This is a genomic window from Bacillus sp. FSL K6-0255 (genome assembly GCF_045040725.1).
Classification (GTDB): domain Bacteria; phylum Bacillota; class Bacilli; order Bacillales; family Bacillaceae; genus Bacillus; species Bacillus subtilis.
On record NZ_CP150278.1, the window covers coordinates 1395659 to 1415478 of the forward strand.

The following is a 19820-nucleotide window of genomic DNA, read 5'->3' on the forward strand; positions in this document are numbered from 1 at the left end:
CCTGACATGGTCAGGGGGGCTATGATGCGGATACGGGGAGGGCGATTGTCACCTCTGTGCCTCTTCGCACTTCACTTTCAATATGAATAGAGCCTCCGTACATCAGCACGATCCGTTTACAAACAACAAGGCCGAGACCGGTTCCTTTTTCTTTAGAAGTAACAAAGGGAAGGAAGATGTGATCCAGCATTTCCTGAGAAATCCCTTCACCGTTATCCACAACTTTGATTATGGCTTTTTTATCTAAAGCTCCTAGGGAGATCGTCAGTTTGCCTCCTTCAGGCATTGACTCGAGGCCATTTTTTGCTACATTTAAAATCACTTGTTTAATATGATCTTTTGTACATTTTACGAGTAAGGGCTGCTCGGTTAAATACTGTAATTCGACTTCAACATTGTATAGATTGCCCTCAGAATAAATGATCGGCATAATTTCTCCGATAATGTCCTGAAGTGAGTTCAGCTCCCATTTTTCAGCTGTCGGCTTGCCGAGAACGAGAAACTCACTCACTATTTGATTGATGCGTTTGATCTCCTGTTCGATAATGGAGAAGTAAAGCTGATCTTCCTCACCTTTATATTTCTTTTGCAACAGCTGAATAAAGCCGCTTATCCCGGTGAGGGGGTTACGGATTTCATGGGCTGTGCTGGCAGCAAGCGTCCCGATCAGCTCTAATTTTTGCGCCTCGTTTTCTGAGCGCTCCAGCTGGGTCTGCCGCTTCAGCAAATAATACAGCACGAGAATAAAAAGGATATTCAGCAGAACAATAATACATGAAAGCGGAAGCACAAGGCTTTTCGACAGTTCTTCTATTGTGACCGGGTTCGGATAGACTTTCATATTCCAGCTGATATCATCCAGATATCCGCTGACAGGTTTCTGATCCTCTGCATGAGAGGCTTGTCCGCTCGCAAAAATCATTTTCCCGTCTTGGTTCACAACTTCAATATAAACATCAGGGCTCAGCAAGTTAATGAGATTTTTCAAATAATCAATTTGAATAGCTGCGACAAGATAATCTGTCACATTTCGTTTTGAGTCCAAAACAGGCACACAAATTGTGAAAATTGGCTGACCAGTAATTCTGCTCGAATAACTATCTGAAATGACTGTCTTTTTAGTTTCCTTTGCTTTTGTAAAAAAAGATCTGTCGGCCAGGTTTACTTTCGTTTTTAATTCGGTTGTGCTTGCGGTGACGTCTCCTTTGGCATTGAGAAAATAGAGACCGGAAAATCTCGGCTCTGAATCAAAGGTCTTTTCCAAAATTGACTGCATTTTCTTTATATCAACCGGTCTGTCGATGGCGATGGACAAGGAGGTCATTCTCGCCATTGTTTCTCCGATTAAATAATTGATTTTGTTGCGGTGAAGGTTTAGCAGGACACTTGCTTCTTGTTTATGTTCTGCAGCTATTGTATCTTTTTCTTTTTCATATACGAAAAAGCTGATGACGATTGCCGGAATCACGACCAGTATGATATAAAGTTTGACTCTCCCGCAGGCGCCTTTTAGTATTTTCAATTTGCATCGCTCCAACATACACCTGATTAGAGGTATTATATCATTGTTTCTTCTTCTTTAATAAGAAAAAATAACCAAAAAAATTAGAAAAAGGTGTTGGCAAGCTTACATTTAAAAAAAGAAGAGAAATATTGGAAAGATTTTTATTGACATTTTGGTCTTTGTTTATTAATGTTTCTCTGTAACGGTTTCTAAAAGGATGATTGAGACATGACAGAAAAATCACTGAAGTTATTTATCGTGCTGTCGCGCGCGTATCGGTCTATTAACGATCATATGAATAAGCATATTCATAAGCATGGGCTGAATCCGACTGAATTTGCTGTGCTAGAGCTTTTGTACCATAAAGGCGATCAGCCGCTGCAGCAGATAGGAGATAAAATTCTCTTGGCTAGCGGGAGCATCACATACGTTGTAGATAAGCTGGAGCAAAAAGAACTTCTCATTCGGAAAGCGTCTCCTACAGACAGACGAGTGACATTTGCGCAAATTACTGAAAAAGGCATCGGTCTTTTGAACGATATTTTCCCTGATCACGCTGCTGAAATTGATGAAATGATCAGCGTATTAAGCGAAGAAGAGGTAGAGATGTGCACCGAAATGTTAAAAAGAGTAGGATTAAACGCAAAACAGTTTCATAATAAGTAAAAAAAGGAAGCCTGATATGTCACAAGGCTTCCTTTTTTGCTATTTTTCATTTGTTTCCGCTGCGCCTCTTGGCAAAATGAGAACTTCAACCCGCCGGTTTTTGCTTCGGCCTTCCGCAGTTTTGTTGGAAGCCACCGGTTTATACTCGCCATAACCCTTGGCGCTGAACACTTTTGCATCGAGCTTGGGGTTTTCAATCAGGAGCCCCATAAAGTTTACCGCTCTCATGACGCTTAAATGCCAGTTTGATTGGAATTCAGAATTTTTAATTGGCATATTATCAGTATGTCCGCTGATAATGATATTTCTTGGCGGGTTAATCACAAGAAGATTTGAAATCTCTTTTGCAAGCGGCACATCTTCCTTACGGATGGTCGCTTTTCCAGAATCAAAGAAGATGCTGTCTTTAATCGTAATCAGAAGGCCTTCACTAGTCATCTTCGTCTCCAGCTGATGTTCCAGCTTTTTATCTTTGATGAACTTTTCCACCTGGCTCTTCACATTTTCAAGTTCTTCTTGATCAGCTGCTTTTTCTTTTTCTTTCTTGTTTTTCTCTTTCTCTTCTTTTTCCTTTTTCACTTCATCGATGCCGTCTGACTCGTTTTCAGGAGGAGTGACACTGGAGTAGTCCAGTACACCGGTTCCGCCTGTAAAAACTTCATTAAATGATTTTGAGAGCATTTGAAACTTAGCTGCGTCAATCGAGCTGCTCGCGTACAGCACAATAAACAATGCCAGGAGAAGAGTAAGGATGTCGGCGTAAGGAACGAGCCATGATTCATCAACGTGCTCGTCCTCATGCTTCTTCTTCTTTTTTCTCGCCATTTTGCGCCTCTCCTTGTTCTGCAAATTTCAAGCGGTCCTTCGCAGGAAGATACATTAAAAGCTTTTGTTCGATGACTTTCGGTGCCTGTCCTTCTAAAACGGATAAAACACCTTCAATCATGACCTCACGCAGTTTTACTTCTTGTTTTGATTTTCGTTTTAATTTATTTGCGAAAGGATGCCATAACACATACCCTGTAAAGATACCGAGAAGTGTGGCAACAAAGGCGGCACTGATGGCGTGTCCAAGCTCATCTGTATTGTCCATATGAGAGAGAGCGGCAATCAGCCCGATTACAGCGCCGAGTACTCCAAGTGTCGGAGCGTACGTTCCTGCTTGTGTAAAAATAGCGGCTCCGGCTTGGTGCCTGTCCTCCATTGCTTCGACTTCCTCTGTCATAATATCTCTTATAAATTCCGCGCTTTGCCCGTCAACAGCCATGCTGAGCCCGTTTTTCAAGAAAGCATCATCTACATCCTCAATGCTTGCTTCTAAAGCAAGCAGACCTTCGCGGCGTGCAAGCTGAGCCCATTCAGAGAACATAGGAATGAGTTCCTCTATTGTGAGCTGTTTATTTTCCTTAAATAACACTCGAAACAGCGCAGGCACTTTTTTAATTTCTTTTGTTGGGAACGCAATAACGACTGCTGAGATTGTCCCGGCGATAATAATTAAAATGGCAGCGGGGTTTGCAAGGGCGCTGAAACTGACGCCTTTCAGAACCATCCCGACGCTCAATGCCACAAAAGCAAGAATAATACCGATTAACGAAGTTTTATCCATAGTTTTTCACCAAATCCTTTTTTACTATCTTGTCTATGGTTAATATCGGTTTTGGTGCCCGGAACTTTAGGGACATTGTGAATTTGTTCATGAAATATTCAAGGAAGAGGCATAGAAGGGAGAAATAAACAAAAACGGGCTCTCCAAAATTGAAAAGCCCGGGTGTCTACTGAAATTAGCAGCTTTCTTGCAAGCTGTCCTTCAGATGGTATTCATATAATAGTAGAAATACATATTCACTGTATATAAACATGTTCCATCCCTCCTTAAAAAAAGTGTAAAGGATGAAGGGAAGTAGCGCTTCAGGGGAAGGGACGGTATTTTCTAAGTCAAGAGTATGAAAGCATAAAAAAAGCGGCTTCCTAAAAGGAAACCGCTGATTGTTATTTCGCTCGCACTTTGATTTTATCATCTTCTAAAATCACGTGAAAACTTGTGATCTCGCCATTATCAAGCAGCAGATCGGTCATTTCATCCTCAACCCATTCTTGGATGGTTCTTCTAAGCGGACGTGCACCGAATGAAGGGTGGTAGCCCAGCTCAGCGATTTTTTCTTTCGCTTCATCTGTCACATTCAAGCTAATGCCCCGTTCCGCCAATGTTTCTTCAAGTTCTCCAAGAAGAAGGCTGACGATTTTGACAAGATGTTCTTTTTCCAATGAGCGGAACTCAATAATGCTGTCAAAACGGTTGAGGAACTCAGGTTTAAAGAACATGCTCAGTGAATCAATTAATGTTTGTTCTTCGATGACACTGTCATCTGATTGGAAACCGACTTTCGTTTGTTTCTCACCAGCACCCGCATTACTTGTCATGATGATCACAGTGTCTTTGAAGCTTACGGTTCTGCCTTGGCTGTCTGTCAGACGGCCATCTTCCATAATTTGCAGGAACATATGCTGAACGTCTGGGTGTGCTTTTTCAATCTCATCCAGCAACACAATGCTGTAAGGATTGCGGCGCACTTTCTCAGTTAATTGTCCAGCTTCCTCATGGCCGACATATCCAGGCGGTGAACCGATAATTTTAGATACGGCGTGTTTCTCCATGTATTCGCTCATATCGAGTCGGATAATAGCGTCTTTTGTGCCGAATAATTCATCTGCCAGTGTTTTAGAAAGCTCTGTTTTCCCTACGCCGGTAGGACCGACGAAGAGGAAGGAGCCGACTGGTCTGTTTTTGGATTTTAATCCGGCGCGGCTTCGTCTTACCGCTTTTGCCACTTTTTGAACAGCGGCTTCTTGTCCGATCACGCGTTCATGAAGTTTTGCTTCGAGTTCTTTCATTTTCGTTTGTTCGTCTGCCTGCAGTTTGCCGACAGGGATGCCTGTTTTTTGTTCAACAATTTCCTGAATGTGCTCAGCTTCCACAGTGACAGCGGTATGAGCGGAGGAGCTGTTCAGTTTTTTCTCCAATGCGAGTTCTTCATCACGGAGTTTTGCCGCCAGTTCGTAATTTTCTTCTTCCAGGGCTTTTGTTTTTTCGGCTTCAATTGCAGTTAAGCGTTCAGCGGCATCCTCATCATTCAGTTCATCAATTAACAGGTTGGCTTTTGAACCTGCTTCATCTAATAAATCAATTGCTTTATCCGGCAGGTGTCTGTCCTGAATGTAGCGGGATGATAAAGTGACACACGCTTTGATTGCTTCATCACTGAATGTTACGCCATGGTACGCCTCGTATTTGTCTTTAATCCCTTGCAGAATGAGGATAGCCTGTTCAATTGAAGGCTCCTGCACCATGACAGGCTGAAAACGTCTTTCCAGCGCGGCATCTTTTTCGATTTGACGATATTCTTTCAGTGTTGTCGCGCCAATGACTTGCAGTTCGCCTCTGGCTAGGGCCGGTTTGAGAATGTTGCCGGCGTCCATTGATCCTTCTGCAGAGCCTGCGCCGACGAGAAGGTGAATTTCATCAATGAACAGAATGACATTTTTTCGTTCCTTCAGCTCAGTGATCAGCTGTTTCATTCTCTCCTCAAATTGGCCTCTGATCCCTGTATTTGCAACAAGGGATGCAACATCAAGCAAATATAGCTCTTTGTTTTTCAGTTTGTTTGGAACATCACCTTCAGCAATTTTTAAAGCGAGCCCTTCAGCGATGGCAGTTTTCCCCACACCCGGCTCACCAATAAGAACCGGATTGTTTTTGTTGCGGCGGTTTAGAATTTCGATCACTCGCGCCACTTCATCATCACGGCCGATGACGGGATCAATGAGACCGGCTTTAGCACCGTTTGTAATATTTTGAGCCAGCTCATCAAGCAACCCTTTTTTTCCGCTTTGTTTTGCTGCGCTCTTTTCTTTCGGCTGGAATGCCTGTTCAAACGGAAATCCGAAAGATTGAGGACCCATACTCATTGAAGGTTTACGGGTCAGTTCGTTATAGCAAGTTTCACAAAGAACCATCTGTTTATGAACGGAATTTATTTGCATGTTAAGGCGAATCGTCGCCTCGTTTTGATGACAATGTTGACAACGCATTTGCCAAAACCTCCTTAATAATTTGATCTTCTTTGACCAATGAAAGTGAATAAAAAGGTCTATTGGATTTGACCTTCTTTGACTATTAGTATACGGCAAACTTAACGGCATTCAAACCAATATGCTCAAAGCAGACTGAATATTTGACTATCTTTGACCAATTGATTTTTAAAAAAGGCCGGTTTGTTTGACCAACTTTGATTAATAGTATACTCTGACTATCTTTGACTTTCAAGTCTTACGCACAAAAAATTTTTGATTTGTTACAAAGTAAAACATGTTTTCTTCGTCTTTTCAAGGAACTTGTCTCATAGGTTATAAAAAGGCACCTATGGACAAAACTGCGGTTCGTTCGGAGGGGAGAAATGGAACAATCAAAAGGGTCTGCAAGTCAGCTTGCTTTTGTGTATGTCGGCACAGTAGTCGGAGCTGGATTTGCGACTGGCAGAGAAATTGTTGAGTTTTTTCTGAAGTTCGGCTGGTTCGGTTTATTCGGCATTCTCGTCAGCGGTGGAATGTTTACGTTTCTGGGCGCCAAGCTGATGATCATTTCAAAGCGAATCAATGCCAAGTCATATCAAGAAATGAACATCTTTTTGTTCGGGGCGGCGGCTGGGCGGATTATCAATGTATTTATGCTGTTTGTTCTCCTCGGAGTTACATCTGTCATGCTTTCAGGGGCAGGGGCGCTTTTTGAGGAACAGCTGGGGATGTCCGCTCAGATTGGGATGCTTATTACAATCGGTCTGAGCTTAATTGTGATGACTAGAGGAGTAAAAGGCATTTTCGGTGTCAATGTGTTTGTTGTTCCCCTTTTAATCATCTTTTCAATGATTGTGGTGGCGGACTCTTTTATATTCAGCGAATCACGAAACGCAGCTCAGTGGGTCTGGCCGCATCGCTGGGATTGGCTGTTATCAGCCTTTTCTTACGGGGCTTTGAATTTATCGCTTGCCCAAGCAGTTTTGGTTCCGCTGGCGAATGAAATGTCCTCGGAGAAAGTGATCAAAAAAGGCGCTTTAATCGGAGGGACGATGCTGACGATTGTGCTGTCCGCGAGTTTTCTGTCTTTGTCAACTCTTCCGGATGTATTTTTGTATGATATACCGATGGCACAAGTGGTTTATCTCTTTGCACGATCTGTCCATTTGATTTATTTACTCATTATTTTCGGAGAAGTGTTCACATCAGTTATCGGTAATCTATATGGATTAGAAAAACAAGTGCAAAGCTTTCTTCCAGTGAAAAGCAAATATATCTTTGCGGCCATTATGATCACGGCTTATATTACGAGCCAAATAGGGTACGGCAGGCTTATTTCAACGATTTATCCCTTGTTTGGCTATGTGAGCCTGGCCTTCATAGGCGCTTTGCTTTGCAAAAAAGCTCCTCGGCGGCGCAGTTTATAAATATATATAATGAAACGAACCGTCACTATAGAGCGATAATTGATCTAGGAACCGGGGACTGACTTTTTTATTGTCAAGAAAAACATCATTATGGTAAGATAGCAGAAGTGAAAAAATTGAAGAAAATCCGTGCGATATGCGGGAGAGGTTCTAGCTACACCCTCTATAAAAAACTAAGGACGAGCTGTATCCTTGGATACGGCCTTTTTTATGTTTTTCTAGAGCACCTTCCGAAAAAAGGTGTTTTTTTGCGTGAATTAGCTGTAGCGATGTCTCTCGCCGGCGTTTTTATTGCGGAGAAGGAGAGGAATCATGAAAAAAGAAAAAGCAATTGTCGTATTTAGCGGCGGTCAAGACAGCACAACATGCTTACTGTGGGCCTTAAAAGAATTCGAAGAAGTCGAAACGGTGACTTTTCATTATAATCAGCGACATTCGCAGGAAGTTGAAGTGGCAAAATCCATTGCGGAAAAGCTTGGTGTGAAAAATCATTTGCTTGATATGTCACTTTTAAATCAGCTTGCACCGAATGCCCTGACTAGAAATGATATTGAGATAGAAGTAAAAGACGGCGAACTGCCATCCACATTCGTTCCAGGCCGCAATTTGGTATTCTTATCCTTTGCGTCTATCCTGGCTTACCAAATTGGCGCGCGCCACATTATTACAGGAGTTTGCGAGACAGACTTCAGTGGTTATCCTGACTGCCGTGACGAATTCGTGAAATCTTGCAATGTCACGGTAAATCTGGCAATGGAGAAGCCGTTTGTGATCCACACGCCTCTCATGTGGCTCAATAAGGCGGAAACGTGGAAGCTTGCAGATGAGCTTGGCGCGCTGGATTTTGTGAAAAACAACACGCTGACATGCTATAACGGCATCATCGCAGACGGCTGCGGCGAATGTCCGGCATGTCACCTTCGTTCAAAAGGTTATGAAGAATATATGGTGATGAAAGGAGAGCGTGCATAAATTGTTATCTCAAATTTATCCGCAGGCCCAGCATCCTTATTCGTTTGAACTGAATAAGGACATGCATATCTCAGCCGCTCATTTTATCCCTCGGGAAAGTGCGGGAGCGTGCAGCAGGGTTCACGGGCATACGTATACCGTAAATATAACCGTTGCCGGCGACGAACTTGACGATTCAGGCTTTCTTGTCAATTTCAGCGTACTCAAAAAACTGGTGCACGGAAACTATGATCACACGCTATTAAATGATCATGAAGATTTTTCTCAGGACGACCGGTATTCGTTGCCGACAACTGAAGTCGTGGCGAAAACGATTTATGACAACGTACAGGCTTATTTAGACACTTTGGAGAATAAGCCGACCTGTGTACAGGTGTTTGTCCGTGAAACACCGACAAGCTACTGTGTCTACCGTCCGAAAAAGGGTGGTTTGAATGGCTAAAGGAATTCCTGTATTAGAAATTTTCGGCCCGACGATTCAAGGAGAAGGCATGGTGATCGGACAGAAAACGATGTTCGTCCGGACAGCCGGCTGCGATTATTCCTGCAGCTGGTGTGACTCCGCTTTCACTTGGGATGGGTCTGCTAAAAAAGATATTCGCTGGATGACGGCGGAGGAGATTTTTGCGGAGCTTAAGGACATTGGGGGAGATGCGTTTTCTCATGTGACGATCTCAGGCGGCAACCCGGCTCTGTTAAAACAGCTGGATGCTTTTATTGAACTGCTGAAGGAAAATAACATCCGTGCAGCGCTTGAAACTCAAGGGACCGTTTATCAGGATTGGTTTACGCTGATTGATGACCTGACAATTTCTCCAAAACCGCCAAGCTCAAAAATGGGAACGAACTTTCAAAAGCTTGACCACATTTTAACTTCACTTCAAGAGAATGATAGACAGCATGCTGTCAGCTTGAAGGTTGTCATCTTTAATGATGAAGATCTGGAATTTGCCAAAACTGTGCACAAGCGGTATCCGGGAATCCCGTTTTATTTACAAGTCGGAAATGATGACGTGCATACGACAGATGATCAGTCACTGATTGCACATTTGCTTGGAAAATATGAAGCGCTTGTTGATAAGGTAGCTGTCGATGCGGAGCTGAATCTCGTCAGAGTGCTCCCGCAGCTGCACACCCTGTTATGGGGCAACAAACGCGGAGTATAATAGAAAGGAAGATGAACATGACGACAAGAAAAGAATCAGAATTAGAAGGTGTAACATTGCTAGGCAATCAAGGTACAAATTATTTGTTCGAATATGCACCGGACGTGCTGGAATCCTTCCCGAATAAACATGTAAACCGTGATTACTTTGTAAAATTCAATTGCCCGGAATTCACATCTTTATGTCCTAAAACAGGCCAGCCTGACTTTGCGACAATCTACATCAGCTACATTCCTGATGAAAAAATGGTTGAAAGCAAATCATTAAAGCTGTATCTATTCAGCTTCAGAAACCATGGTGACTTCCACGAGGACTGCATGAATATCATCATGAATGACTTGATTGAATTAATGGACCCGCGCTACATTGAAGTATGGGGCAAATTCACGCCAAGAGGCGGAATTTCCATTGACCCGTACACAAACTACGGAAAGCCTGGCACGAAGTATGAGAAAATGGCCGAATACCGTATGATGAACCATGATTTGTATCCGGAGACAATTGATAATCGTTAATTATTCCGTTGTGTGATACGGAGTGTAAAAGGAAGTGGAGTCACAGTAAAATCCGAACATTCAGCGTTAATTTTCAGCGGAAATGTGACCTGGTCACAGCGAAGTGTGACCCGAAGTGACCGGAGTGTGACCCGCACTAAGCTCAATAAAAGTGGGAAAAGTCACACCTGAAAATGGCTCTACTCATGGGAATTGTATTAAAAAGTGTGACCTGAGGTGCAACCTGAACTGTGACTTTTATGCAGTGAAAAATTGATAGTACAGAAGCAGATTAAGGCGTACAATTTGTACGTCTTTTCTTTTTTATCCGAAAGAAAATATGCCTATCTAGAGATCATAGGCATTAAATATTATTATCAATATCTTCATTTATTTTTTGGCTAAGTTTCTGAACCTTCTCTTTAACATTTGAAACAGCTCTTTTTTGAATTTCATCAAAGTTCTCCTGAATATAGTCGATGACACTTCTTATTAGAACTTCACTTTCAAAATTGAATATCTCATTTATTTCTGACTGTTCTTCATCTGTTAGGTGATGGTATTGAAGTTGTTTAGCATTTACTTCAGCAGCTACATCAATCCTAACTTAGTTGTTCTGGTTGTACAATTTCATATTCACCTTCTGCATACTCTTGCTCCGCATAATGGCCTCCCCATTGACAGAGCTCCTGCAAGATAGGTTTAAGAGATTCTCCAAGTTCAGTGGATGAATATTCAACCTTCGGCGGTACTTGATTATACATCTTTCTGCTCACAAGTCCACTGGCTTCAAGCTCTCTAAGTGTTTGAATCAGCATTTTCTGAGTTATATTTGGGATAATGCGCTTTAATTCACTCGTTCTCTTTGGTCCATTCATTAAAAAGTATAATACAAGGCCTTTCCATTTTCCTCCAATAACTTCCTTTGTCACTTCAAACCCACAGCTAAATTTTTTCATGTCTAAAGCTCTCCATTCCACATTTATTACTTTTTAGTTACTATATCACAAAAAAGTGGGTACTTCCGATAATGTGCTTACTGAAGGATACTATATCTTGTAAGTTGTTCTTCAAGTACTTAAAGGTACTAGACATAAAATAATATTAATTCTAAAGGAGTGTTAAGTATGGGTAAATTTGAAGGTAAAATAGCGCTTGTAACGGGTGGAACAAGTGGGATTGGTCTTGCTACAGCACAAAAATTTGTAAACGAAGGTGCATATGTTTATATCACGGGACGTAGACAAAACGAACTTGATAAAGCTGTTAACCAAATTGGCAAGAACGTAACCGGTGTTCAAGGTGATATTTCTAAGCTTGAAGACTTAGACAAACTATATGACATTATAAAGCAGGAAAAAGGTAAGTTGGACATTCTTTTTGCTAATGCAGGCATCGGCAACTTCCTTCCATTAGGTGAAATTACTGAAGAGCAGGTTGATAGAACGTTCGACATTAACGTTAAAGGAACCATCTTTACTGTTCAAAAAGCGTTATCACTATTCCCGGACAAAGTAGGTTCTATTATTGTAACGGGCTCTACTGCTGGATCAATTGGCAACCCAGCGTTTAGTGTATATGGAGCATCTAAAGCAGCATTAAGAGCACTGGTTCGCAACTGGATTCTTGACCTAAAAGGTACTGAAATCCGTGTAAATGTGGTTAGTCCAGGAGGTATTCTTACACCTGCCTACGATGAGCTTTTTGGTGATGCACTTGAAGAGGTACTGGAAAATAGCAGAAATACTGTTCCAGCTGGAAAAGTTGGGACACCTGAAGAAGTAGCAAACGCTGTATCTTTCCTTGCTTCAGTCGAAAGCAGTTACTTGACGGGTGTTGAATTGTTCGTAGATGGCGGGCTAGCACAGGTATAATTTCACTGCGCAGAGATTACAAATAGTCCCCAAAAAAGGTTAATGGGGATTTACTTGAAGAAGTCGTATAAAAAAGTCGTTTTCCTTAAAGGACAGGGAATTCGACTTTTTTATATTTGAATTTGATTAACGTTGTAAATTCGCATTTTCCTGGGGCTACTACTAAATGACCTGTAAAAAAGATTACACTGTGAATAAATGTACTTAAAGTAACGGGGGCTCTTGACTTTTAATAAAAAATAATATCCCTGTCCTTGTATTCTAATACTTTTAAAAATATTTAAAGGAATCCTTATGTCCTGAATAACCACATAGGAAAATATGTTGTAGGTTGCTTTCTTTTTTTGTGGGGCATCCCACACAAGCTATCTCGTGATCTCACACCTGAACGTTTTTTATAGACTAGTACCGCGACAAGTTATATTACATATACATACCAATAAAGTAGACATTAAAAAGTGAAAGAGAGGATGGAAATGTGTGAAAATTCTTTTCCTTGAGAGTCATCCCATGTGGCTCTATGGTTTACCGAATGGGTTTAGGGAAGCAGGACATACCGTAATGATTTCCGGTCCTGTAAGTCGGGAAAATATAACTGAAATGATAGACGAATTTAAACCAGATCTAATAGTATCTATGGGATGGACACCAGAGCATTCAAGGGAAAAGCAGGCCTGGATTCGCAACGCTACTAAAAAGGTGAATATCCCTCTCGTTTATTGGGCAACTGAAGACCCGCTGCACACTCAAAACTTTACTATCCCGTTAATTAAAAAGATGAAACCGGATTTTGTTTTCACGGTTACGCCTTCTCTGTGTAAAACTTATGAAAGCATGGGGATTAAAGCAGCTCACTTAGACTTTGCATTTCACGAAAGTATACATCACCAGATTAAACCATTAGCGAAATACAGTTGTGATATAGCAGTGGTGGCTAATGCTTACCCTAATTTTCTTGAAGAACATCCGGAAGTGTTCCGTTCGTCCTCTTTAAAAACGCTTATTCGTCCTCTTATACGGAAAGGTATTCGCATTGATTTTTGGGGGAGAAACTGGGAAAAAATGAGTAAATATATAGGAAGAGAAATTCCCCCCAATTGGATCCATGGATACCTTGATTATACTGAAGCATATAAAGTTTACAGTTCAGCAAAAGTCGTTATCGGTTTGCAAAACTGTGAAAGCCAACTTACGCAACGCACCTATGAGATTCTTGGTTCCGGGGGGTTTTTATTGACATCGGATACACCAGCAGTTCGAGGTAAATTCAAACCTGGCCGCGATCTCATCGTTTCTTCCTCCCCAAAAGAAACTTTGGAAAAGGTTAAATACTATTTGAATCATGATAGCGAGAGAAAAAAGATTCAGATAAACGGTAAAAAGGCTGTAAAGAATGATTCCTATCGGCATAGAGCCGAGAGAATGCTTGAGGTGCTAAAAAGCAGAGGAATCATAAGAAACTTAGGGGAAACCATTCATTATGTAGATGTTCTCAAAGAAAAATACGTGATCCATCATGTTACTCCCGGTGAAACATTATCAATAATTGCCAGGAAGTATAATGTTTCCCTGCAGCAACTCATGGAGCTTAATCATTTCAAATCAGATCAAATATATGCTGGACAAATCATTAAGATTAGAGAGAAACGGTTTAGAAATATTAATAACAAATTTTTCTAAAGGAGAGTAATATGAATGAAGGGGAAAATACCTAAAATAAGAAATCAAGCGAATAAAGTAAAAAGAACGCCTCGTTATATGGAATTTCCCGTGACATACGAAGTATATCATGTGGAATCCGGCGATACATTATGGACGATTGCCAAATCCTTTAAAATTCCGGTACAACAACTTATGAATCTTAATAAGCTTTCTTCAGATAGAATTTATCCTGGACAAATTATAAAGATAAGAGAAAGATAATCTTTGAGGTTTCGGAAACGAATCAAATTGAAATGACAATCCTCATTTTTTTATTTGTGGGGAACTTGATATTTTTGGGGATGAAGGGGTTATGAGATGTTTCAAATGAGCTATTTCTATTCTGGATTAGGATGGGATTTTATTCAACACGTTGATCAAACGAACGGAGTATTAAATGTTGTGTCTCCTGATTTTTTCTATATCAGAAAAGATGGATCATTACTTCTCCGTTCAGCTAATCCCGATGTGATTAAAGCTCTTCATAGAAGAAAATTAAAAGTAGTTCCTTTTCTAAGCAATCATTGGGATCAGGATTTGGGACGATTTGCATTAATGAACCGAGTTCTTTTAGCTAAACAAATTTCTCATGCAATAGAAGAACTGGATTTGGACGGAGTTAATATCGATATAGAAAACCTTACAGAAAAAGATCGGAATCTATTTACAGATTTTGTTAGACTGGTAAGAAAAAGTATTCCTAGACATAAAGAAGTATCAGTTGCAGTGGCGGCAAATCCTTTTGGCTGGACGAAGGGCTGGCAGGGATCATATGATTACGAGTATTTAGCTAAATATGCAGATTATCTTATGGTTATGGCCTATGATGAAAGCCGCCTTGCTGGGCCTACTGCAAGTGTAGGATGGGTGGAAAAGTCCATTCAATATGTTCTGACCCAAAAAATTTCTCCTCAAAAACTAGTTTTAGGATTGCCATTCTATGGCCGCTGCTGGATGGAAGGCCAATCTGCCTCTCAAGCCATTCCCCTTTACCTTGTTGACTCATTAGTAAAAAGGCATAGCGGGACAATTATTTTTGACACCAAGAGTCAATCTCCAAAAGCTATTTTTACTGTCAATCACGATAACAAGGGGCCGTTGCCTTCGGGAACATATACATTATGGTTTGAAAATGAACAGTCACTCAGAGCAAAAATAAAACTCGCTCAAAAATATAAATTGAAAGGTCTTGGCAGCTGGAGTCTTGGACAAGAAGATGCGTCAGTCTGGAATACAGTGTTTAAAAATATATAATGATTTATAGTTCAGAACAAAATTCGAAGATAATTGCAATGAATCTCTAAATGGACATACTGAAAGGAGTTTATTACGAGTGCGGGTAAAACAGTGAGGGCATTCCATAGGCCCTTCTCCCGAAATGTTCTATACGAGGCATTACATTGGGCTTGAAATACACATTCAAACTTATGTTATAGTACGCATTTCAAGTAATTACGGATGTGTTGAATTTATTCTGCTTCCATGATTCAAGTCATACACATGCTACCTTGATAGCAGGATTATTGCATTTCATTCAGAATTGTTCAGGATCGATATGGAAGCGCACGAATAACTAGAACTTTAAAAACATACACTCATATACTTCCTGAATGGATGCTGGTTTATCTAAAAAAACATGATGAGAATTGATTGACCGCTCTCATTAAAGGATGGAGAAATTCAAGGCGCCAAGGTACGCATGGTGAAACATGACTTGTTGATAATCGACCATATAGTTTCTCCTTAGAAATGAGGGGGTTTTTACATAAAAAAGACGAGCGAATCCGGGGGGAATTCCACTCGCCGCTTTCTAATGAAAAGACGGGATGCTGGATGGCAGCTCGTCTGTTTTATTATAATTTAACGAACGTATGTTTGTAAAGGTGTCTTTTCGAATGAATTGGTTCATATAACCGTTAAGAACAGATTCATTGTAAACATTCGCTAAGGTATGCTAAGATGCATGGACTATAAAGGAGTGATATGAAGTGAAGACATTGCGGTTAAACAATGTAACGTTAGAAATGGCTGCATATCAAGAGGAGAGCGAGCCGAAGCGAAAAATTGCATTTACCTTAAACGTTACGAGTGAGACTTACCATGATATCGCTGTCCTGTTGTATGAAAAAACGTTTAATGTCGAGGTTCCGGAACGCGGTCTTGCCTTCCGGGGGGAAATGACAAATTATTCAACATCATTGACCAACCTGTACGAACCAGGGGCCGTCAGCGAGTTCTATATAGAAATAACGGAAATAGACAAAAACGCCGGTTCATGATCGATGTTTTTTATGTAAAAAAGCTGCCGGCCGGCAGCTTTTGAGAAAGCGAATTTCATATGTAAGGTGTTAAATTGTCCGTCTTGCAGTTTTTTGAATAAATGTGGAAATAAGGAGGTTTTAATAGGAGTCTCTGATGATCTTATAATTTTTATGATTAACAACTGTCAATGAATCTAACTCAAGATCCCGATAGTTATCCATGATCGTCACATCTACGATAACAGAATTCTCATTTACTTTTTCAACAACACCGGTTAATCCGTTTTTAAATTCAATGACATTCCCAACCTTAGCGATTTTCACAAGCTTCCTCTCCTTTAAACATAATAATGCCTTTTGAAAGTATTTTGCAGTATTTTCATTGAGAAGTAAAGCGATAAGGAGTTTATCTCCCTTATGAATTGTTCTGTCGCTATAAAGATGATATATTGATTTTCGTCAATAGAAAGAAAAGGGGGGAATTTTTGTTGCGTCCCGAAGAAATAACAGAAATGATTGAACAGCTGCGCACCGGCGCCATAAATGAACTGAGAGTCCAGAAAGAGCATTTTCTTGATTTCAGGGCCGTGTTATCTAAACAAGATGATTTTAAACATTTCCGAGGAATTGCCCAGCAAGGCGGAGATGTTATCTTTCAATACTTAGAACAGCCAAGAAGCTGAAGGTTTCTCATACGTGAGAAGCCTTTTTATCATATATGACAGAATACAAGCCTTTTATTACAGCTGTCTGTAACAGGTGTAAATAAAATGTAAAGTGCCAAAGATGGATAAACATGTTTTAATTTAACAATATTTATAGAATTTCAGACTGTTTTTTTGCCATTAAGCAGTGAGTCATCCTCTTTATTCCATCCTGATACCTCCTTGGGAGAGTTGGAAAATCTTTTTCCGTGAAAATGAATGGATCTCTTGTTAAGGTTATGAAGTGTTTTTTGGAGCACTTTAAGGAGGAAACTGTATGACAACGAAATTCACTGCTCTGGCTGTTTTTCTTCTTTGTTTCATGCCTGCAGCCAAAATTGAGCATACACAAGCTTCACTACTGAGCGCAAAGAAGACAAAACATGAAGAAGAGAAATGGCTTACACATATAGATCGAAATACGAATGAATCTTTCCCTTCACTGTCTGCTGATAAAGACAAGAAAATAAAACCGATTAAGCTATCAGCACACACTGAAAAGAAAGAGAAAGATAAACCGAACAAAACAAATGATGAGAAAGAAACATATACACAGTCTGAAAAAGAGTTGCTGTCCCGTCTCGTTCACGCAGAGGCCAAAGGAGAATCATATAAAGGCAAGGTCGCTGTAGCAAGCGTTGTACTGAACAGGACGGAGAAAAAAGGTTTTCCTGATACGATAAGAGGAGTTATTTATCAGAAAAACGCCTTTGAACCGGTCGCAAACGGGAGCATTAACCAAAAGCCTGATAAAGAATCGATTGAAGCTGCCGAAGAAGCGCTGTCCTCAAAAAATAGAGAAACAGATGCCATATTCTTTTATAATCCGAAAACAGCGTCAGATAATTGGATTCGTTCAAGAAAAATCGTAGAAAAAATCGGCAGACACGTTTTTGCCGTCTAAGCATAGAAGAGACAATTTGTCTCAGCTGTGCTTTTTTTCATATAAAGAGTAAAAATAAAATAATTTTTGAACTTGTCTCATATGATGTTGGTAGTACAAGAGACAAGGAGAGACATCATGAATCGATTTGTGAAAGGGATCATTCTTTTATCCATTGCCGCCTTTTTCGCTGAATGCCTTGAATTTGTCGTCAATATGATTTTGGCGCGGGAGCTTGGCGAGCATGGGATGGGGCTTTACATGAGTATTTTGCCCACGATCTTTTTAATTATTGTCATCGCGAGCCTGGAACTGCCGATATCCATTTCTAAATTCATTGCCGAGTCAAATCCTAAGCTTCATGAAAGCATGCTGAGGCACGCTTTCAGAATGACAGCCATTTTTACTGCTTTTTCTACTGTCGCCGCTAGTATTGCGCTTCCGTTTATTCCGGTATTTGATACATACCACCCGTTTATTAAAGGGATTGTCATCGGCTTAATTCCTGTTGTCGCCTTTACTTCAATCGCCAGGGGCTACTTTATGGGTGTGCAGAAAATGGGGAAGATCGCAATTGCCAATGTGCTGAAAAAAATCATCCAGCTCTTGTGCTTATTCCTCTTTTTTCAATGGTACTCATTTGAATTGGACATGGCTGTGCTGATTTCCTTGTTTGTTCTAGTCGTGAGTGATGTGGTCGTGCTTGTTTATTTATATTCACAATTTATCATGGCAAGGCGGGCGTTATCCGGCCAGCAGCACATTCATTTGCGCGGAAAGGATGTAAGGAAAAGACTGCTTGCTGTTTCAATTCCTACAACAGGACTGCGCATTTTTCATGCGGTTGTCAATGCAATTGAACCCTTTTTAGTAAAAGGAGCTCTTTTGGCTGCGGGCGTTGCCGGGACAGCGGCGATCGATCAATACGGAATGCTGGCAGGAGTGGCTGTGACGATAGGGTCGTTCCCTGCTTTTATTGCCCATTCGTTAATGGTCGTCATGATACCGAGTATTTCGGAAGCTTATGCACTTTCTCAGTATGACATCGTGTTAAAAAGGCTGAAACAGTCGATTTTCATTACATTAGGTTACGGTATACCTGCCGTCTGGGTCATGTTCCAGTTTGCGGGACCTCTCACGCATTTGTTTTTTCACTCTCCTGAAGCGCAGTATTACTTGCAGCTGTTGTGGCCTTACTTTCTCTTTCATCTGTTTGTCATGCCGCTGCAGGCGTGCTTAATCGGGATGGGTTTTGTGAAAGAGGCTTTTTATCACAATGTATGGAGCCATATCGTTGCGCTAAGTATGATGTATGTACTGGGATCAATGGAGAATCTGCAAATGCTCGGGATTATCCTTGGAATGAACACTGGCATGATTCTTTTGACGAGCCTGCACTATGCCACGATCTGCAAAGCATTGAAGGTATCCGTATTCCTTACGGGAGGGACCAGAACGCCGCGAATTGAAGGATGATATAGGAACTGCAGGGGCAAGCTAATTGAAAAGCATGAAAGGAAGATTCCATGTTGACGAAGCGCTTGCTTACTATATACATTATGTTATTAGGGTTGATTGCATGGTTTCCATGTGCGGCACAAGCTGAGGAAAAACAGCCTGCTGTTCCCGCTGTTTTTCTTATGAAAACGATAGAAGGGGAGGACATCTCGATTCCGAATAAAGGGCAAAAAACAATTCTCCATTTTTGGACGTCATGGTGTCCGCCCTGCAAAAAGGAGCTTCCCCAGTTTCAATCGTTTTATGATGCCCATCCATCCGACAGTGTAAAGCTGGTAACGGTGAATTTAGTGAATTCGGAACAAAATCAACAAGTCGTTGAAGATTTTATTAAAGTAAACAAGCTGACGTTCCCGATTGTCCTTGACTCAAAAGGGGAATTGATGAAGGAGTATCATATCATTACGATCCCAACATCATTTTTGCTGAATGAAAAGGGAGAAATTGAAAAAACAAAAATTGGCCCGATGACTGCGGAACAACTGAAGGAATGGACGGAAGAATAGCTGAGAGCATAGACTCTCAGCTTTTTTCATATAGAGAAGAAGTGAATAAACATTAATGATAATTATTATC

Annotated in this window: 21 protein-coding genes and 1 riboswitch; of the genes, 15 read left to right on the plus strand and 6 right to left on the minus strand. The window is 40.9% G+C overall.

The annotated features are described in order from the left end of the window. Positions 1-19: 19 nt before the first annotated feature. Complete coding sequence (gene kinD, locus MHB62_RS07325; RefSeq protein WP_080287604.1) at positions 20-1540, minus strand: sporulation kinase KinD; 1521 nt, start codon at positions 1538-1540, stop codon at positions 20-22. Positions 1541-1732: 192 nt separating this feature from the next. Between kinD and mhqR the strand changes: the two genes are divergently transcribed. Beyond that, a complete protein-coding gene (gene mhqR, locus MHB62_RS07330; RefSeq protein WP_003232475.1) occupies positions 1733-2170 on the plus strand; it encodes a MarR family transcriptional regulator MhqR in 438 nt (145 codons plus the stop codon). Positions 2171-2209: 39 nt separating this feature from the next. On the opposite strand, the gene motB is transcribed toward mhqR, so the two are convergent. The 3 genes from motB to clpE all read right to left on the minus strand — a co-directional run bounded on the left by motB (position 2210) and on the right by clpE (position 6262). Beyond that, positions 2210-2995: a flagellar motor protein MotB gene (gene motB / locus MHB62_RS07335; RefSeq protein ID WP_003232473.1), complete on the minus strand. Its 786-nt coding sequence runs from the start codon at positions 2993-2995 to the stop codon at positions 2210-2212. Continuing rightward, positions 2967-3779 carry a flagellar motor stator protein MotA gene (gene motA, locus MHB62_RS07340; protein ID WP_003238984.1) on the minus strand — a complete coding sequence of 271 codons (813 nt, stop codon included), beginning with the start codon at positions 3777-3779 and terminating at the stop codon, positions 2967-2969. Before motA ends, motB begins: the two co-directional genes overlap by 29 nt. Before the next feature lie 383 nt (positions 3780-4162). Next, entirely contained in the window at positions 4163-6262 is a 2100-nt protein-coding gene (clpE, locus tag MHB62_RS07345; protein ID WP_029317717.1) for an ATP-dependent protease ATP-binding subunit ClpE, read from the minus strand. A 365-nt stretch (positions 6263-6627) separates the two neighbouring features. On the opposite strand from clpE, the gene MHB62_RS07350 reads away from it, so the two are divergent. The 5 genes from MHB62_RS07350 to queF all read left to right on the plus strand — a co-directional run bounded on the left by MHB62_RS07350 (position 6628) and on the right by queF (position 10324). Continuing rightward, positions 6628-7671 (plus strand): membrane protein, encoded by a 1044-nt coding sequence (locus MHB62_RS07350; protein ID WP_032721430.1) that lies wholly within the window; start codon positions 6628-6630, stop codon positions 7669-7671. A gap of 138 nt (positions 7672-7809) precedes the next feature. After that, positions 7810-7854, plus strand: a riboswitch (PreQ1 riboswitch). 129 nt (positions 7855-7983) lie between these two features. Continuing rightward, positions 7984-8643, plus strand: coding sequence for a 7-cyano-7-deazaguanine synthase QueC (gene queC / locus MHB62_RS07355; protein WP_003245417.1), 660 nt, complete (start codon positions 7984-7986; stop codon positions 8641-8643). Continuing rightward, the gene (queD, locus tag MHB62_RS07360; protein WP_003232462.1) at positions 8636-9085 is read left to right on the plus strand and encodes a 6-carboxytetrahydropterin synthase QueD; all 450 of its coding nucleotides are present in this window, start codon (positions 8636-8638) and stop codon (positions 9083-9085) included. Before queC ends, queD begins: the two co-directional genes overlap by 8 nt. Further along, entirely contained in the window at positions 9078-9809 is a 732-nt protein-coding gene (gene queE / locus MHB62_RS07365; RefSeq protein ID WP_032721432.1) for a 7-carboxy-7-deazaguanine synthase QueE, read from the plus strand. Before queD ends, queE begins: the two co-directional genes overlap by 8 nt. 17 nt (positions 9810-9826) lie before the next feature. After that, on the plus strand, positions 9827-10324 hold the full coding sequence (gene queF / locus MHB62_RS07370; RefSeq protein ID WP_003218613.1) for a preQ(1) synthase: 498 nt from the start codon (positions 9827-9829) through the stop codon (positions 10322-10324). Between the two features lie 581 nt (positions 10325-10905). Here the strand turns inward: queF and MHB62_RS07375 are convergent. Continuing rightward, positions 10906-11262: a winged helix-turn-helix transcriptional regulator gene (locus tag MHB62_RS07375; protein WP_014417586.1), complete on the minus strand. Its 357-nt coding sequence runs from the start codon at positions 11260-11262 to the stop codon at positions 10906-10908. A 168-nt stretch (positions 11263-11430) separates the two neighbouring features. On the opposite strand from MHB62_RS07375, the gene MHB62_RS07380 reads away from it, so the two are divergent. The 5 genes from MHB62_RS07380 (at position 11431) to MHB62_RS07400 (ending at position 16157) form a co-directional block, all read left to right on the plus strand. Next, on the plus strand, positions 11431-12177 hold the full coding sequence (locus MHB62_RS07380) for an SDR family NAD(P)-dependent oxidoreductase (RefSeq protein ID WP_032721437.1): 747 nt from the start codon (positions 11431-11433) through the stop codon (positions 12175-12177). A 480-nt stretch (positions 12178-12657) separates the two neighbouring features. After that, positions 12658-13857: a spore protein YkvP gene (gene ykvP / locus MHB62_RS07385; RefSeq protein ID WP_032721438.1), complete on the plus strand. Its 1200-nt coding sequence runs from the start codon at positions 12658-12660 to the stop codon at positions 13855-13857. A gap of 15 nt (positions 13858-13872) precedes the next feature. Then, positions 13873-14100: a LysM peptidoglycan-binding domain-containing protein gene (locus MHB62_RS07390; RefSeq protein ID WP_017695061.1), complete on the plus strand. Its 228-nt coding sequence runs from the start codon at positions 13873-13875 to the stop codon at positions 14098-14100. Between the two features lie 96 nt (positions 14101-14196). Continuing rightward, a complete protein-coding gene (locus MHB62_RS07395; protein WP_032721439.1) occupies positions 14197-15132 on the plus strand; it encodes a glycosyl hydrolase family 18 protein in 936 nt (311 codons plus the stop codon). A gap of 734 nt (positions 15133-15866) precedes the next feature. Further along, positions 15867-16157 carry a YkvR family protein gene (locus MHB62_RS07400; protein WP_032721440.1) on the plus strand — a complete coding sequence of 97 codons (291 nt, stop codon included), beginning with the start codon at positions 15867-15869 and terminating at the stop codon, positions 16155-16157. A 120-nt stretch (positions 16158-16277) separates the two neighbouring features. Here the strand turns inward: MHB62_RS07400 and MHB62_RS07405 are convergent, their stop codons facing one another. After that, positions 16278-16463 carry a YkvS family protein gene (locus MHB62_RS07405; protein ID WP_003232446.1) on the minus strand — a complete coding sequence of 62 codons (186 nt, stop codon included), beginning with the start codon at positions 16461-16463 and terminating at the stop codon, positions 16278-16280. Between the two features lie 164 nt (positions 16464-16627). On the opposite strand from MHB62_RS07405, the gene MHB62_RS07410 reads away from it, so the two are divergent. From MHB62_RS07410 to stoA, 4 genes are all read left to right on the plus strand, one after another. Next, positions 16628-16822 carry a hypothetical protein gene (locus MHB62_RS07410; protein WP_003218622.1) on the plus strand — a complete coding sequence of 65 codons (195 nt, stop codon included), beginning with the start codon at positions 16628-16630 and terminating at the stop codon, positions 16820-16822. Between the two features lie 298 nt (positions 16823-17120). Then, positions 17121-17747 carry a cell wall hydrolase gene (locus tag MHB62_RS07415; protein ID WP_032721442.1) on the plus strand — a complete coding sequence of 209 codons (627 nt, stop codon included), beginning with the start codon at positions 17121-17123 and terminating at the stop codon, positions 17745-17747. Between the two features lie 117 nt (positions 17748-17864). Next, positions 17865-19202 carry a sporulation protein YkvU gene (ykvU, locus tag MHB62_RS07420; RefSeq protein WP_014476640.1) on the plus strand — a complete coding sequence of 446 codons (1338 nt, stop codon included), beginning with the start codon at positions 17865-17867 and terminating at the stop codon, positions 19200-19202. 50 nt (positions 19203-19252) lie between these two features. Continuing rightward, entirely contained in the window at positions 19253-19750 is a 498-nt protein-coding gene (stoA, locus tag MHB62_RS07425; RefSeq protein ID WP_029726997.1) for a sporulation thiol-disulfide oxidoreductase StoA, read from the plus strand. Positions 19751-19820 lie beyond the last annotated feature (70 nt).

Coding starts and splice junctions, on each gene's coding strand:
- MHB62_RS07415 (WP_032721442.1), top strand. CDS start 17,121: ATGACAACGAAATTCACTGCTCTGGCTGTTTTTCTTCTTTGTTTCATG.
- motB (WP_003232473.1), bottom strand. CDS start 2,995: ATGGCGAGAAAAAAGAAGAAGAAGCATGAGGACGAGCACGTTGATGAA.
- MHB62_RS07350 (WP_032721430.1), top strand. CDS start 6,628: ATGGAACAATCAAAAGGGTCTGCAAGTCAGCTTGCTTTTGTGTATGTC.
- MHB62_RS07395 (WP_032721439.1), top strand. CDS start 14,197: ATGTTTCAAATGAGCTATTTCTATTCTGGATTAGGATGGGATTTTATT.
- queE (WP_032721432.1), top strand. CDS start 9,078: ATGGCTAAAGGAATTCCTGTATTAGAAATTTTCGGCCCGACGATTCAA.
- kinD (WP_080287604.1), bottom strand. CDS start 1,540: ATGTTGGAGCGATGCAAATTGAAAATACTAAAAGGCGCCTGCGGGAGA.
- queC (WP_003245417.1), top strand. CDS start 7,984: ATGAAAAAAGAAAAAGCAATTGTCGTATTTAGCGGCGGTCAAGACAGC.
- motA (WP_003238984.1), bottom strand. CDS start 3,779: ATGGATAAAACTTCGTTAATCGGTATTATTCTTGCTTTTGTGGCATTG.
- mhqR (WP_003232475.1), top strand. CDS start 1,733: ATGACAGAAAAATCACTGAAGTTATTTATCGTGCTGTCGCGCGCGTAT.
- MHB62_RS07375 (WP_014417586.1), bottom strand. CDS start 11,262: ATGAAAAAATTTAGCTGTGGGTTTGAAGTGACAAAGGAAGTTATTGGA.
- MHB62_RS07390 (WP_017695061.1), top strand. CDS start 13,873: ATGAAGGGGAAAATACCTAAAATAAGAAATCAAGCGAATAAAGTAAAA.
- MHB62_RS07380 (WP_032721437.1), top strand. CDS start 11,431: ATGGGTAAATTTGAAGGTAAAATAGCGCTTGTAACGGGTGGAACAAGT.
- clpE (WP_029317717.1), bottom strand. CDS start 6,262: ATGCGTTGTCAACATTGTCATCAAAACGAGGCGACGATTCGCCTTAAC.
- stoA (WP_029726997.1), top strand. CDS start 19,253: ATGTTGACGAAGCGCTTGCTTACTATATACATTATGTTATTAGGGTTG.
- ykvU (WP_014476640.1), top strand. CDS start 17,865: ATGAATCGATTTGTGAAAGGGATCATTCTTTTATCCATTGCCGCCTTT.
- queF (WP_003218613.1), top strand. CDS start 9,827: ATGACGACAAGAAAAGAATCAGAATTAGAAGGTGTAACATTGCTAGGC.